The 15,001-nt window shown below is 65.8% G+C and carries 14 protein-coding genes and 2 pseudogenes; 15 read left to right on the top strand and 1 reads right to left on the bottom strand.

Features of this window, described 5'->3' with window-relative positions:
- The first annotated feature begins 108 nt into the window (after positions 1-108).
- From DACI_RS32575 to rsxB, 9 genes and pseudogenes are all read left to right on the top strand, one after another.
- The gene (locus DACI_RS32575) at positions 109-375 is read left to right on the top strand and encodes a transposase (protein WP_012205458.1); all 267 of its coding nucleotides are present in this window, start codon (positions 109-111) and stop codon (positions 373-375) included.
- Positions 300-1,025, top strand: a complete 726-nt coding sequence (locus DACI_RS31760) for an IS3 family transposase (protein ID WP_404825863.1) — start codon at positions 300-302, stop codon at positions 1,023-1,025. The genes DACI_RS32575 and DACI_RS31760 overlap by 76 nt, the downstream gene beginning before the upstream one ends.
- Positions 1,026-1,055: 30 nt before the next feature.
- Positions 1,056-1,232 (top strand): integrase core domain-containing protein, encoded by a 177-nt coding sequence (locus DACI_RS32825; RefSeq protein WP_080518204.1) that lies wholly within the window; start codon positions 1,056-1,058, stop codon positions 1,230-1,232.
- A gap of 57 nt (positions 1,233-1,289) precedes the next feature.
- Positions 1,290-1,565: pseudogene (locus DACI_RS31435) on the top strand (IS30 family transposase); the annotation flags it as partial.
- A 4-nt stretch (positions 1,566-1,569) separates the two neighbouring features.
- Positions 1,570-1,845: pseudogene (locus tag DACI_RS18270) on the top strand (IS3 family transposase); the annotation flags it as partial.
- 70 nt (positions 1,846-1,915) lie between these two features.
- Positions 1,916-2,724, top strand: a protein-coding gene (locus DACI_RS31430) for an IS5 family transposase (RefSeq protein WP_085930546.1) whose coding sequence is annotated in 2 segments (ribosomal slippage) — positions 1,916-2,246 and positions 2,246-2,724 — 810 coding nt in all. Because the reading frame shifts where the segments join, the coding sequence is not laid out codon by codon here.
- Positions 2,725-3,085: 361 nt separating this feature from the next.
- Positions 3,086-4,096: a tRNA dihydrouridine(20/20a) synthase DusA gene (gene dusA / locus DACI_RS18255; RefSeq protein WP_012205455.1), complete on the top strand. Its 1,011-nt coding sequence runs from the start codon at positions 3,086-3,088 to the stop codon at positions 4,094-4,096.
- Positions 4,097-4,264: 168 nt separating this feature from the next.
- Positions 4,265-5,638: a polyhydroxyalkanoate depolymerase gene (locus DACI_RS18250; protein WP_012205454.1), complete on the top strand. Its 1,374-nt coding sequence runs from the start codon at positions 4,265-4,267 to the stop codon at positions 5,636-5,638.
- Positions 5,639-5,661: 23 nt separating this feature from the next.
- The gene (gene rsxB, locus DACI_RS18245; RefSeq protein ID WP_012205453.1) at positions 5,662-6,378 is read left to right on the top strand and encodes an electron transport complex subunit RsxB; all 717 of its coding nucleotides are present in this window, start codon (positions 5,662-5,664) and stop codon (positions 6,376-6,378) included.
- Between the two features lie 108 nt (positions 6,379-6,486).
- Here rsxB and DACI_RS18240 read toward each other — a convergent pair whose 3' ends face one another.
- Positions 6,487-8,025 (bottom strand): methyl-accepting chemotaxis protein, encoded by a 1,539-nt coding sequence (locus DACI_RS18240; RefSeq protein WP_012205452.1) that lies wholly within the window; start codon positions 8,023-8,025, stop codon positions 6,487-6,489.
- A 188-nt stretch (positions 8,026-8,213) separates the two neighbouring features.
- On the opposite strand from DACI_RS18240, the gene dapC reads away from it, so the two are divergent.
- The 6 genes from dapC (at position 8,214) to DACI_RS18210 (ending at position 14,890) form a co-directional block, all read left to right on the top strand.
- A complete protein-coding gene (gene dapC, locus DACI_RS18235; protein WP_012205451.1) occupies positions 8,214-9,419 on the top strand; it encodes a succinyldiaminopimelate transaminase in 1,206 nt (401 codons plus the stop codon).
- Between the two features lie 51 nt (positions 9,420-9,470).
- Positions 9,471-10,295: a 2,3,4,5-tetrahydropyridine-2,6-dicarboxylate N-succinyltransferase gene (dapD, locus tag DACI_RS18230; protein WP_012205450.1), complete on the top strand. Its 825-nt coding sequence runs from the start codon at positions 9,471-9,473 to the stop codon at positions 10,293-10,295.
- Positions 10,296-10,475: 180 nt separating this feature from the next.
- Complete coding sequence (locus DACI_RS18225; protein ID WP_012205449.1) at positions 10,476-11,645, top strand: PilT/PilU family type 4a pilus ATPase; 1,170 nt, start codon at positions 10,476-10,478, stop codon at positions 11,643-11,645.
- Positions 11,646-11,731: 86 nt separating this feature from the next.
- The gene (gene dapE, locus DACI_RS18220; protein ID WP_012205448.1) at positions 11,732-12,892 is read left to right on the top strand and encodes a succinyl-diaminopimelate desuccinylase; all 1,161 of its coding nucleotides are present in this window, start codon (positions 11,732-11,734) and stop codon (positions 12,890-12,892) included.
- Between the two features lie 20 nt (positions 12,893-12,912).
- Positions 12,913-13,890 (top strand): 50S ribosomal protein L3 N(5)-glutamine methyltransferase, encoded by a 978-nt coding sequence (gene prmB / locus DACI_RS18215; protein ID WP_012205447.1) that lies wholly within the window; start codon positions 12,913-12,915, stop codon positions 13,888-13,890.
- Position 13,891: 1 nt separating this feature from the next.
- A complete protein-coding gene (locus DACI_RS18210) occupies positions 13,892-14,890 on the top strand; it encodes a LysR family transcriptional regulator (protein ID WP_012205446.1) in 999 nt (332 codons plus the stop codon).
- Positions 14,891-15,001: the final 111 nt, after the last annotated feature.

Here is a 15,001-nt window from a genome sequence, read left to right as displayed (position 1 = left end):
CTAAGGAAGATCTGCATAATCGCCTGACCCGTTTGACATCGTGAGCTGCTCCCCATAGGGCATACCAGTCGAAGGTTAGTAGAGTCCGTTTTCAGAGGAAGAGCGGACATGAAGAAGAGCAGATTCACCGACGAACAGATCATCGGTTTTCTCAAGCAGGCCGAGGATGGCATGCCCGTCAAGGAACTGTGTCGCCTGGGAGGTTTCAGCGATGCGACCTTCTACAAGTGGCACGCCAAGTTGGGCGGCATGCAGGCCGGCGAGGCCACGCGGCTACGCGAGATCGAGAGCGAGAACGCCTGGCTCAAGAAGCTGCTGGCCGAGGCCCACCTGCACATCGAAGCGCTGAAGGTGGGCTTCGGGGTAAAGCGCTGACCCCGCAGGCCAGGCGCGAGGTCGCTGCCAGGATGGTTCAGGGACTGTCCATCAGCGAGCGCCGCGCCTGTCGCTATGCGGGGTTGTCCAGAACCAGCTACCGGGAGCCGCCCAGCATGAACCAGTCCACGGCCAGCCTAAGCACGCGCATCGTCGAGTTGGCGCACGAGCGCCGGCGCTTTGGCTACCGGCGCATCCACGACCTGTTGAGCCTTGAAGGCCACCAGGTGAACCACAAACGCGTGTGGCGCCTGTACAAGCTGGCCAACCTGTCGGTGCGCAAGCGCCGCAAGGTCAAACGCCCCACTGGCGAGCGCCAGCCCCTGGCTGCCAGCCAGCACGTCAATGACACCTGGAGCGCAGACTTCGTGATGGACGCACTGGCCAACGGCCGGCGCATCAAGTGCCTGACGGTGGTCGATGACTTCAGCCGCGAGTGCGTGGACATCGCGGTGGACCACGGCATGGATGGCGAGTACGTCGTGCGCTTGCTGGACCAGGCAGCGCAGTTCCGCGGCTACCCGCTGGCCATCCGCACCGATCAGGGGCCTGAGTTCAGCAGCCGGGCCTTCATGGCGTGGACAGCGGCACGCGGCGTTCGGCACCTGCTCAACGATGCCGGATGCCCCACCCAGAACGCCTACATCTAAAGCTTCAACGGCAAGTTCAGGGACGAGTGCTTGAACGAGCAATGGTTCGAGACGCTGGCGCAGGCCCGTCAGGAGATAACACGCTGGAGGCGGGAATACAACGAGGTGCGGCCCCACAGTTCACTGGGGCGCATCTCGCCGGCCAGCTTCGCTGCCTTGCATCGCCAGCGCGCTGGCGATGCAAGGCAATCACCGGAGATCAAGTAGTTTCCACAATCTTGGACTCGCTAAGTGAACATTGGCACGTCTAAAGGGGGCAGGTCACACGCGCGGTTCACCATCGAGTCCGGGGTGCGCGTCTTCTTTGCCGATCCGCACAGCCCATGGCAGCGCGGCACGCACGAAAACACAAACGGCCTGCTACGCCAATACTTCCCCAAAGGCACCGACCTGTCTCGCTGGAGCGGGCAAGAGATTCAAGCTGCAGCCCGGACCATGAACAACAGGCCGCGTAAAACGCCGGGCTGGAAGACACCGGCTGAGATGCTGAATGACTACCTAAAATCCGTTCAACAACCCGGTGTTGCGTCAACCGGTTGAATACGCCCAATACACCAGCGAACACTTCCAGCGTGTGCTGACTGAGCAAGGCATCGTGTGCAGCATGAGCCGTGCTGGCGAAGTCTGGGACAACTCGGCAATGGAGAGCTTCTTCAGTAGCCTGAAGACGGAGCGCACGACTCGCAAGGTCTACCGCTCGCGCAAGCAAGCGAGGTCAGATGTGTTCGATTACATCGAGCGGTTCTACAACCCGACGCGTCGGCACTCGACGCTTGAGTACATCAGTCCGATAAAGTTTGAAGAAGCTCGAGAAGCTTAGGTCTGTGTCTAAGAGTGGCTAACACCACTTCGTCACAGGCCCCCGCAGAGCAGTTATGCTCGCTGCCCTCATGGCAAGACGACCCGTTAGCAAAGAACTGTGGCGACAGCTACAACCCCTGATCCCAGCCTTCGTGCCTTCTGCCAAAGGCGGTGCGCGCAAACTCGCAGTCAGCGATGAAGCTGCCCTCAACGGCATCTTGTTCGTGCTGCAAACAGGCATTCCATGGGAAGACCTTCCCCAATCCCTGGGCTACGGCAGCGGCATGACTTGCTGGCGGCGTCTGCGCGACTGGAATGCCGCTGGTGTCTGGGAGCAGCTGCACCAAGCCATGCTGACTCGCTTGCGTGAACATGACCAAATCGATTGGAGCCGGGCCAGCATTGATGGCTCCTCGGTACCAAGCCCCCGGGGGGCCAGGAAACGGGCCCAAACCCCACGGACAGAGGCAAGCTCGGCTCCAAGCGGCACATCGTCGTAGATGCCAGAGGCATCCCGCTGGTGATCTTGGTCAGCGGCGCGAACCGGCACGACTCCAAGATGTTCGAGAGGTGCGTGGACGCGATTCCTGCGATTGCTGGCCTGCCAGGACGTCCCCGTAGAAGACCGGCAAAGCTGCACGCCGACAAAGGCTACGACTTCAAGCGATGCCGAGCCCACCTGAGGCAGCGGGGCATCATTGGCCGGATTGCCAGACGAGGCATTGAGAGCAGCGAGAGGCTGGGCAAACACCGGTGGGTGGTGGAGAGGACGCACAGCTGGTTTGCAGGCTTTGGCAAGCTGCGAATCCGCTTTGAACGACGGCTGGATATCCACGAAGCGCTGCTGAAACTGGCAGCGGCGATCATCTGTGCGCGCTTCGTGGATCGGTGGTGTTAGCCACTCTAAGAGACCGGCAGCAGCCCACGTTCTCGGCTGCGCTGACATAATCCCGCAGTAGCTCCCCCCCTGAAACTCTCTTGTGCTGCATCTGCCCGATGCGCGCTCCTGCTCAATTTTCATACACGCGCCTACGCAGCCACTCGTCCGCCAAAACCTTCCGATGATGGCCGGACTCTCGCTGTGGATGAAGGTACTGCTCCCATTGGCAGGACCTGTACGGTGTCAGCCAGCGAGCCGCCTGCTCGCTTGTGTGCGGTGATGATTCCCATTGAGTGCTCAGAGTTGAACAAACAGGAAAACGGGGTTGAATGGCGAAGAATCAGGCAACGACGCCAGAGCAAAAAACCCAATCAGATCAATGACGAACGTAGAAAATCAAGCACCTGCCAGCATGTGGCGCATGTCCGTGGCGCCCATGATGGACTGGACCGACAAACACTGCCGCTACCTGCACCGCCTGCTGAGCCGTCACACCTTGCTCTACACAGAGATGGTGACGACGGGCGCTCTGCTGCACGGGGATGTGCCGCGGCATCTGCGTTTCGAGGCCGAGGAACACCCGGTGGCGCTGCAACTCGGCGGCAGCGAGCCTTCCGATCTGGCGCAGGCCGCGCGGCTGGGGGCGCAATGGGGATATGACGAGATCAACCTCAATTGCGGCTGCCCCAGCGAGCGCGTGCAGCGCGGCGCATTTGGCGCCTGCCTGATGAACGAGGCGCCGTTGGTGGCCGATTGCGTGAAGGCGATGGTGGATGTGGTGGATGTGCCCGTCACGGTGAAGCACCGCATTGGCATCGACAAGGATGAGAGCTACGAGTTCGTGCGCGATTTCGTGGGCACGGTGGCGGATGCGGGCTGCCGCGTGTTCATCGTGCATGCCCGCAATGCCTGGCTCAAGGGCCTGTCACCCAAGGAAAACCGCGAGATCCCGCCGCTGCGCTACGAGATCGTGGCCCGGCTCAAGCAGGATTTTCCGGAACTGACCATTGCCATCAACGGCGGCATCAAGGCCGATGCCACGGTGCAGGACCTGCTGCAGCAGGTCGATGGCGTGATGGTGGGCCGCGAGGCCTATCACAACCCCTGGTGGCTGGCCTCGTGGGATGCGCTGTACTACGGCGATGCAAGCGTGGAGCACACGCGCGAGTCCATCGAGGAGCAGATGGTGGCGTATATGGAGCGCGAGGCGCGCACGCATGGCACGCACTGGTACTCCATCGCACGGCATATGTTGGGGTTGCGCAACGGGCTGGCGGGGGCGCGCCGCTGGCGCCAGGTGTGGAGCAATCACCAGCTCAAGCAATTGCCGCCTTCAGAGGTGATGCGGCTTGCGCGCACCAAACCGGCCGAGGCGGCGCTTGCCGCCTAGCGCGGGGGACTGCATTGCAGGATGGCCAGGGCTGAGGCGGCCGGTCGCCCAGGCCTATCGGTAAAAACTATCACTTACGCGACAGCATCAAAGGGGTTTTACTACCAATTTTCTTAGCTTGCTGCTGATATATTGCACTGCAACATATCCAAACAACCCCTTGTATCCATGCTCTATCAGCTCTACGAAATCCAGCGCGCCATGGTCGAGCCCTTTGCCGATTTCGCGCAAGCTGCAGCCAAGCTCTACAGCAACCCCCACTCGTTGCTGAGCCAAGGTCCGATGTCCCAGCGCATGGCCGCCGGGTTCGATCTGTTCTACCGCCTTGGCAAGGATTACGAGAAGCCCGAATTCAACCTGCACAGTGTGGATGTGGGCGGCGTTGACGTGACCATCCGCGAGCGCGTCGAAGTGGACAAGCCGTTTTGCGAGCTGCGCCGCTTCAAGCGCTTCTCCGACGACACCGATACGCTGCAGACCATGCTGAGCCAGCCCGTGGTGCTGATCGTGGCGCCGCTGTCGGGCCACTACGCCACGCTGCTGCGCGATACGGTGCAAAGCATGCTGGGCGACCACAAGGTCTACATCACCGACTGGAAGAACGCCCGCCTGGTGCCCCTGGCCGATGGCGAGTTCCACCTCGACGACTACGTGAACTATGTGCAGGAGTTCATCCGCTACCTGCAGGGCAAATACGGCCAGTGCCACGTGGTCAGCGTGTGCCAGCCCACGGTGCCGGTGCTGGCAGCGGTGTCGCTGATGGCCAGCCGTGGCGAGACGCCCCCGCTGTCCATGACCATGATGGGCGGCCCGATCGACGCGCGCCGCTCGCCGACCTCGGTGAACAACCTGGCGCAGAACCGCAGCTTCGAGTGGTTCGAGAACAACGTGATCTACCGCGTGCCCGAAGGCTATCCGGGCGTAGGCCGCCGCGTGTACCCGGGCTTCCTGCAGTACTCGGGCTTCGTGGCCATGAATCCGGACCGCCACGCCAAGAGCCACTACGACTACTTCAAGGACCTGATCAAGGGTGACGACGCCAGCGCCGAGCATCACCGCAAGTTCTATGACGAGTACAACGCCGTGCTCGACATGGATGCCGACTACTACCTCGAGACCATCGCCACGGTGTTCCAGGACTACAAGCTGGTCCATGGCACCTGGGAAGTGCGTTCGCCCGAAGGCCAGGCCGAGCTGGTGCGCCCGCAGGACATCAAGGGCAGCGCCCTGCTGACCGTCGAAGGCGAGCTGGACGACATCTCCGGCTCGGGCCAGACGCGCGCAGCGCACGATCTGTGCACGGGCATCGCGGCAGAGCAGCGCAAGCACCTTGAAGTGCCGGGCGCCGGACACTACGGGATTTTCAGCGGCAGGCGCTGGAGAGAGATCGTCTACCCGCAGGTGCGCGAGTTCATCAGTGCCCACCAGCCCGAAAGCGCCACAGCCGCCAGCGCGGCAGGTCACACCAGCAGCCTGAGCGATGACGCGCCCTCGGCCACCGAGCAGCCGCGCAAGCGCGGTGCCAAGGTGCAGGCAGGCTGAGCACCGAGCAAGCCCGGCACGCCATGTCCGCCTTCGCAATCCTTGCCCGCGACGATCTGGCAGCACGCATAGACGCGGCGCTGCCGCAGACGCAGTGCACGCGTTGCGGCTACCCCGACTGCGCCAGCTATGCCCAGGCCGTGGCCTCGGGCGAGGCCGGCATCAACCAGTGCCCCCCCGGGGGCGCTGCGGGAGTGGAGAGGCTGGCTGCACTCACGGGCCGGCCCGCTGCCCCACTGAGCGCCGAGCACGGCACGGAAGCCCCGCGCACCGTGGCCGTGATCGACGAGGCATGGTGCATCGGTTGCACCCTGTGTATCAAGGCCTGCCCCACGGATGCCATCCTGGGCGCCAACAAGTTCATGCATACGGTGATCGCAGCCCACTGCACGGGCTGCGAGCTGTGCATCCCCGTCTGTCCCGTGGATTGCATCGAGCTGCACAATGCCAGCGGCCCCGCCACAGGCTGGTCTGCGTGGAGCCCCCAGCAGGCCGAGCATGCGCGACAGCGCTATGTGCTGCGCCGAGAGCGTGAACAGGAGCGCGAGCGCCTGGGTGCCGCCCGGGCGCAGACGCCTCTTGCATTGGGTGAGCAGCAAATGGCCGACGACGCCAGCCCTTCCACGCCCTGCCCGGCGCCCCCGCTGGCGACCGAAAGCAAGCAAGCCACCATCGCAGCCATCCTGGCCCGCGCACGCGCCCAGCGTGCGGGTGGCGCCTCGACGCCCAAAGGGCATTGAGTGGATGTGGGCGGGCAGCGAGACCCGCCTACGCCCGCCAGTACAAGCCTATGGATGCCCATAGATGGTCATAGACCGCCATAGGCACCCACGCAGGCCGTGGCAGGCCTACGCAGCCAGCGCCAGGCTCTTGTAGACCCCGCAACCCCAGTACAGCCCGCCATGCTTGCAGACGAAGGACATCTTGGTCTGTACCTGTTGCGTGGCAGGGTTTCTGAAGTCGTACTCCACCCAGCCTGGGCCGCGCTCGGCCTGGGCAATGATGTCGGCCAGCAGCTGCTCACCCCGCACGCCTGGCAGCTCCTGCACGCGCACGCCCACACGCGCAGGGTTGCCGCCGAAGGCGCGGTAGCTGCCGTCGGCGGCCAGCGCGAAAACGTACATATCGCGGTCATGGAAGGGCTGGCCGGGGTCGTTCACGGCGGCCAGCAGTGCCTCGGTGGCCACGCCGCGCCGCGCCAGGCCCAGGGCCGACTCGACCAGGGCCACGGCTTCCTCCGCCGTGCCCTGCTGCAGCCGAAAGCGCGACACCGCCCCTGAAAGCATCTGCGCGCGCTGCTGCAGCGCGCGTGCCTGGTCCAGCGCGTGGCCCACCATCTGCGCGTTGTGCTGGGTGATCTCGTCGATCTGGTGCACGGCGCGGCTGATCTCTGCCAGGCCCGTGCTCTGGCTGCCGGTCGATTGCGAGAGCTCGCCCATGTGCTCGGCCACCTGGCGGATGCCTTCGGTCACGCGCTCCATGCCACGCCCGGCCGTGCGGATCAACTCGGTGCTGTGCTCCACCTGGGTCAGCGCATCGCCAATCAGGTGGCGAATCTCGCGCGCCGCCTCCGCCGAGCGGCCGGCCAGGGAGCGCACCTCGCTGGCCACCACGGCAAAGCCCCGGCCCTGCTCGCCAGCCCGTGCGGCCTCCACGGCGGCATTGAGCGCGAGGATATTGGTCTGGAAAGCAATGCCGTCGATCACGCCGATGATCTCCCGCATGCGCCCGGCGCTGTTCTCAATGGTCTCCACCGACTCCACGGCGCGGCCCATGGCCACCACGCCTTCATCGGCGGCGCCGCGCACGGCGCTGGCCTGGTGGTGGACCACGCCCACCACATCGGCGTTGTGCTGCACGGCGCTGCTCAACTGCTCCACGCTGACCACGGTCTGGGCCAGGTTGGTGGCCTGCAGCTCGGTGCGATCGGAGAGCGCCTGATGCTCGTTCACCAATTGCTGCCCGGCCTGCGCCACCAGCGCCGCATTGCTGCGCACATCGGCCACCATGCCCGACAGCGAGGTGACCATGCCTCCCAGCAGCGCCTTGGGCGTCTGGACGGCACCGGCGCCCTCCTGCGAGGCGGCCGCCTCCACGGTCACGCGCTGACTCAGGTCGCCCTGGGCGATGCCCTGCATGGCCTGCTGCAGCAATTCGCGCTCGCCGATCACCCGCAACCAGAGCCTGTGCATGCCGCCCAGCAGCAGCCCGGCCCACAGCAGCAAGCTTCCCCAAGCCCAGGGCCCCATGTCCGCCGAGCCTGCCACCAGCGCCAGAAGCGGCCCCGCCAATGCCCACACGGCGCATACAAGGAAGCCGGCCCCGGGGCCGGATGTATGCTTACGATGCCTGTTTCCCACTTTTTCCATGCCAGCGCCTGCCTGCATAGCTGATTGCCTCTCTAGTCATTGGTATCTGGAATTCACCGTTCACGAGGCCCCGCCACACGAGATGGCATGGCCCCAGTCGAGACCATGCCAGAATAGGTAACAGAATGCAAAAAAGCCAGCGTGCAGACCCGCAGTCCCCTGTGACAACGGCATGCCGAAAGCGCATCAATCCATAATGCGAGCCCATGAATCCCCTGCTCTCCCGACTCCAGCCCTACCCGTTTGAGCGTCTTCGCAAACTGTTCGCCGGGGTCCAGCCACCGGCGGGCGTGCGCCCCATCAGCCTTGGCATCGGAGAGCCCCGCCATGCCACGCCGGCGTTCATCGAACAGGCGCTGAGCGCCGACCTCGGCGGCCTGGCCAAGTACCCCGCCACGGCCGGCGAGCCCGCGCTGCGCGAGGCCTGCGCCCAGTGGGCTCGCCAGCGCTATGGCATTGCCCTGGACGCCGCCACCCAGGTGCTGCCAGTCAACGGCTCGCGCGAGGCACTGTTTGCCTTCACCCAGGTGGTGGTGGATGCCAGCCAGGACGGCGCGCGCGTGATCTGCCCCAACCCGTTCTATCAAATCTACGAAGGCGCCACCCTGCTGGCCGGCGCCCAGCCGTACTACGCGCCCAGCGACGCCGCGCGCAACTTCGCAGTGGACTGGGACAGCGTGCCCGCCGACGTGTGGGAAAAGACCCAGCTGATCTTCGTGTGCTCGCCCGGCAACCCCACGGGCGCGGTGATGCCGCTGGCCGAGTGGGAAAAGCTGTTTGCGCTGTCCGACCGCTACGGCTTCGTGATTGCCAGCGACGAGTGCTACAGCGAGATCTATTTCGACGGCACCGCCCCCCTGGGCGGCCTGGAAGCCGCGCAGCGCCTGGGCCGCACGGACTACAAAAACCTGCTGATGTTCACCAGCCTGTCCAAGCGCAGCAATGTGCCCGGCCTGCGCAGCGGTTTCGTGGCGGGCGATGCGGCCCTGATCAAGGCCTTTTTGCTGTACCGCACCTACCACGGCGGTGCCATGAGCCCCGTGGTGCAGACGGCCAGCATCGCGGCCTGGGGCGACGAGGCCCATGTCGAGGAAAACCGCCGCCTGTACCGCGAAAAGTTCAACCAGGTCACGCCCGTGCTGGCGCGCGTGATGAATGTGCGCCTGCCCGACGCAAGCTTCTACCTGTGGGCCGGCATTCCCGAATCGCTGGGCCTGGACGACGCCGACTTTGCACGCGAGCTGTATGCCGCCACCGGCGTGACCGTGCTGCCCGGCAGCTACCTGGCGCGCGAAGCCAATGGCCGCAACCCCGGCGCCGGGCGCGTGCGCATGGCCCTGGTGGCCGAGACCGCAGAATGCCTGGAAGCCGCCCAGCGCATTGCACAGTTCATAGAATCGCGCCAGCGCTGAGACAGCCCTGCGCTCCCCTTTCCTCACAAACCCTTTGATCACCAAAGCCATATGACGCAACAGCTGCAATCCATCATCGACACCGCCTGGGACAACCGTGCCAGCCTCTCCCCCGCTGCCGCCCCCAAGGAAGTGACCGAGGCCGTGGACCACGTGATCGAAGCCCTGAACAACGGCCAGCTGCGCGTGGCCACGCGCGAAGGCGTGGGCCAGTGGACCGTGCACCAGTGGATCAAGAAGGCCGTGCTGCTGTCCTTCCGCCTCAAGGACAACGTGCTGATGCAGTCCGGCGACCTGAACTTCTTCGACAAGGTCCCCACCAAGTTCGCCGGCATGACCGAGGCCGAGATCGCCGCCACCGGCGTGCGCGTGGTGCCCCCGGCCGTGGCCCGCCGCGGCAGCTTCGTGGCCAAGGGCGCGATCCTGATGCCTTCCTACGTGAACATCGGCGCCTATGTGGACGAAGGCACCATGGTTGACACCTGGGCCACCGTGGGCTCCTGCGCCCAGGTCGGCAAGAACGTGCACCTGTCCGGCGGCGTGGGCCTGGGCGGCGTGCTGGAGCCGCTGCAGGCCAACCCGACCATCATCGAGGACAACTGCTTCATCGGCGCGCGTTCCGAAATCGTCGAAGGCGTGATCGTGGAAGAGAACTCCGTGATCTCCATGGGCGTGTACATCGGCCAGTCCACCCCCATCTATGACCGTGCGACCGGCGAGACCAGCTATGGCCGCGTGCCTGCCGGCTCGGTGGTGGTGTCGGGCAACCTGCCCAAGGACAACGGCCGCTACAGCATGTACGCCGCCATCATCGTCAAGAAGGTCGATGCCAAGACACGCTCCACCACGAGCCTGAACGACCTGCTGCGCGATTGATCCGCATCCGCACCGCGCCGAAGGCGTGGTTGCGGCGCCAAAACATCCCCTGTTCAGGGGATGGAGCAAGGCATACTCTCGAGGGCGTCCCCGGCCACCAGGCAGCGGACGCCCGTTTCACGTCACAAGAGCGTGCAGACGATCCAAGAACAGCGGCAGTACACGAATTTGGGGGAAAACATGGGCACGATGGAGAGGATTTTGCGCCTGATGGGCGAGAAGCAGGCGTCCGACGTCTACCTGGCGGTCAACGCGCCGGCGCTGATCAAGATCAACGGCGAATGCGTGCCCATCAACAACCAGCTGCTGCCGCCCGACGCGCCGCGCAGCCTGCTGGCCGAGATCGTGCCGGCCGAGCGCCTGCAGGAGCTGGACGAAACGGGCGAGCTCAACATGGGCGTGCCGCTGCGCGGCGTGGGGCGTTTTCGCGTCAGCGCCATGCACCAGCGCGGCAGCTGCGCCGTGGTGATCCGCTTCATCGCCCAGCACATTCCGGCCATGGACACGCTGAACCTGCCGCCCGTGCTGGGCGAGCTGATCATGCAAAAGCGCGGCCTGCTGCTGGTCGTGGGCTCCACGGGCTCGGGCAAGAGCACGACGCTGGCCTCGATGATCGATGCGCGCAACGAAAAGCTCACGGGCCACATCCTCACCATCGAGGACCCCATCGAATACCAGTTCCGCAACAAGCGCTCCATCGTCAACCAGCGCGAAGTGGGCTCGGACACGGCATCGCTGCAGATCGCGCTCAAGAACGCGCTGCGCCAGGCCCCCGACGTTATCCTGATCGGCGAAATCCGCGACCGCGAGACCATGTCCTCGGCCATGGGCTTTGCGCAGTCGGGCCACCTGTGCCTGGCCACGCTGCACGCCAACAACAGCTACCACGCGCTCAACCGCATCCTGTCCTTCTTCCCCGAGGAAATCCGCCCCACCATGCTGGGCGAGCTGTCTGCTGCGCTCAAGGGCGTGATCTCCCAGCGCCTGGTGCGCACCGTGGACGGCGGCCGCATGCCGGCCGTCGAGGTCATGCTCAACACCAAGCTGATCGCCGACCTCATCGAGCGCGGCAACTTTTCGGGCGTCAAGGAGGCCATGGAAAAATCCATGGCCGAAGGCTCGCAGACCTTTGAAGAGGCGCTGGCGCAGCTGGTCCGCTCCGGCCGCATCGACCGCGCCGAAGCCCTGGCCTTCGCCGATTCGCCCACCAACCTGATGTGGCGCCTGGAAAACGACGTGGTCAAGGCCAGCCATGCCGCGCCGTCCAGCCAGTTCGCCGAACTGGCCACGCCCGGCGAGGACGACATGCCCTCGTTCACGGAAATCATGCTGGAAGTCAAGCCGAACTGATCGGCTGGCCCCGCAGCGTTCACAATGTCGGAGCACGCTGGCGGCAGCCGGCCCTCCGACTTTTTTGTTTTTTGATTCCACCCACCATGTCCCGCACCCTGCAACTGACCGAGCAGCTGATCAGCCTGCCCTCCGTCACTCCCGAAGACGCCGGCTGCCTCGAACTCCTGGCCGATGCCCTGCAGCCCATGGGCTTTGCCTGCGAGCGCATCGACAGCGGCCCCGACAGCTTTCGCGTGCGCAACCTCTGGGCCCGGCGCTCCGGGACAGGCGCCGACCGGCCCGTGCTGGTCTTTGCCGGCCATACCGACGTAGTGCCCACCGGCCCGCTGGAGCAGTGGAGCAGCCCGCCCTTCGTGCCCACGCACCGCGACGGCAAGCTGTACGGCCGCGGCGCCAGCGACATGAAGACCTCCATCGCCGCCTTCGTCGTGGCACTGGAGGAATTCCTGGCCGAGACACCGGCCCCCTCCTTCGACATTGCCCTGCTGCTGACCAGCGACGAGGAAGGCCCCTCGGTGGACGGCACCAAGGTCGTGGTCGAGCTGCTGCGCGAGCGCGGCGAGCGCCTGGACTGGTGCATCGTCGGCGAGCCCACCTCGGTGGAGCGCACGGGCGACATGATCAAGAACGGCCGCCGGGGCACCATGAGCGGGCGCCTCACGGTCAAGGGCATCCAGGGCCACATCGCCTACCCGCAGCTCGCGCGCAACCCCATCCACCAGGCCCTGCCGGCCCTGGCCGAACTGGCCGCCACGCGCTGGGACGAGGGCAATGCCTTCTTCCCGCCCACCAGCTGGCAGATCAGCAACATGCATGGCGGCACGGGCGCATCCAACGTCATCCCCGGCCATGTGACCATCGACTTCAACTTCCGCTTCTGCACCGAGTCCACGGCCGAATCGCTGCAGCAGCGCGTGCACGCCGTGCTGGACCACCACGGGCTGGAGTACGAGCTGGCCTGGACCATTGGCGGCCAGCCCTTCCTGACCACGCCGGGCACGCTGGTGAACGCCGTGCAGGCCGCCATCCGCGCCGAGACCGGCCTGGAGACCGAGCTGTCCACCACGGGCGGCACCAGCGACGGCCGCTTCATCGCCCAGATCTGCAGCCAGGTCGTGGAGGTGGGCCCGTCCAACGCCAGCATCCACAAGATCGACGAGCACATCGTGGTGGCCGACATCGAGCCCATCAAGAACATTTACCGCCGCACGCTCCAGGAGCTGCAGCGACAGCAGGCCGTCTGAACGCGACCAAGGAGCCGACGATGACATCCGCCCCCACCCCTGCCAATATTCCCGCCATCTCGGGCAGCACCATCGCCGACCTCGTGGCCTCCGGGGCCGCAGCGCTCACGGCGGCCGGCGTGGCTTTCGGCCACGGCACGGCCACTGCCGAAGACGAAGCGGCCTGGCTCACGCTGTGGAAGCTGGGCCTGCCACTGGACAGCGAACTGGCGCCCGGCGCGCCCGAATCCCTGGCCGACCAGGCCGTCAGCGCCCAGCAGCAGGCCGAAGTGGCCGAGCTGTTCGCAGAGCGCATCCAAACGCGCAAGCCCGCCGCCTACCTCACGCGCGAGGCCTGGCTGCAGGGCGTGCCCTTCTACGTGGACGAGCGCGCCATCGTGCCGCGCAGCTTCATTGCCGAGCTGCTGGCCGACGGCAGCATCGACGGCTGGCTGTCCGACCGCACGCGCCGCGTGCTGGACCTGTGCACCGGCAACGGCAGCCTGGCCTGCCTGGCGGCCATGGCCTGGCCCGAGGTCGAGGTCACGGGCGCCGACATCTCGGCCGATGCGCTGGCCGTGGCGCGCATCAACGTGGACCGCCATGAACTCGCCGAGCGCGTGCAATTGCTGGAGAGCGACGGACTGGCCGCCCTTCCCGGCCCCTGGGACCTGGTGCTGTGCAACCCGCCCTATGTGAACGCCGACAGCATGTTGCGCCTGCCCGCCGAATACCAGGCCGAGCCCGAACTGGCGCTGGCCGGCGGCGCCGACGGCATGGACTTCATCCGCCGCCTGCTGCTGGATCTGCCGTCGCGCCTGGCCAAGGAAGGCGTGGTCGTGCTGGAAATCGGCAATGAAAAGGACTTCTTCGAAGCCGCCTTCCCCGACCTGCCCGTGTTCTGGCTGGACACCAGCTCGGGCGACGAGCAGGTGCTGCTGATCACCCAGGAGGCACTGCGCGCCTGGACCGAAGGCGACATCGAGGCCCTGCGCCCCACCTACCGCCCCCTGGGCTGAAATGGACCTGCGGGCGCTGCGCTACTTCATCGCGGTGCTGGAGGCGGGCAGCCTCTCGCGCGCCGCGCATTCGCTGTACGTGGCCCAGCCCGCGCTCACGGCGCAGATCAAGAAGCTGGAAGGCGAGCTGGGCGCCCAGTTGCTGGAGCGCAGCCACGCCGGCGTGACCCCCACGCCGGCCGGCGCCCAGCTGTACGAGGACGCACGCCGCCTGCTGTCCGACGCCGATGCCATGCGCGAGCGCATACAGCGCCTGCCGCAGGGCCCCGAAGGCTCGGTCACCATCGCCCTGCCCTTTTTGCTGACCAGCCTGCTGGCCGGCCCCGTGATCGCCAGCCTGCGCAACAGCCACCCGCGCATACGCATCTTTGTGCTCGACGACCTCAGCCTCATGGTGCAAAAGGCCATGCTGGACCGGCGCGCCGACCTGGCCATCCTCGTGGACACGGCCAGCCTGCACGACATGCAGGTGCAGCCCATGGCCGAGGAATCCATCTACGTCTGCGGCCAGGATGTCGATGGCAGCGTGGCCCCGCTGCTGCGCCCCGCGCCGGACGGCGGCCTGCCGCACATGGACTTTGCCCACGCCTGCCAGCTGCCGCTGGTGCTGCAGTCGCGGCGCTTTTCCATCCGCCAGACCGTGGAGGCCGCGGCCGACGCACGGGACCTGCGGCTGAACATCGTCCACGAACACGATTCAGCGCGCGTCATCCGCTCGCTCTACCACTGCGGCGCGGGCTTCACCTTCACGCCCGCCTGCTCGCTGAGCGATGCGCCCGCCTGGCTGCGCGAGGAAGCCAAGGCTGCGCCCACGGCCATCCAGCACGGCTGGATCGTGGCCCAGGTCACGGCGCCCGAACTGCTGCGCCGCTACTTCCTGGCCGTGCAGGCCAACCGCAGCAGCGACCCGGCGCTGCAGGTGGTCCAGCAGGCGCTGATGGCACAGGCCCGGCAACTGATCACGGCCGGCATCTGGCAGGCACGCTGGCAGCAGGCATGACGGCATGACCGCAGGGGTCTGGGCACGGGCCATCAGCAAATACCGCAAGGGTTGATCTGGACATCAATTTTTCTGATGCGCCTGAATCACTAAACGGTATTTCCCCGCTCC

It is taken from the genome of Delftia acidovorans SPH-1 (assembly GCF_000018665.1).
Lineage (GTDB): Bacteria > Pseudomonadota > Gammaproteobacteria > Burkholderiales > Burkholderiaceae_C > Comamonas > Comamonas acidovorans.
The sequence above is the reverse complement of the archived record's forward strand: the minus strand, read 5'-3'. Positions and strand labels throughout refer to the sequence as shown.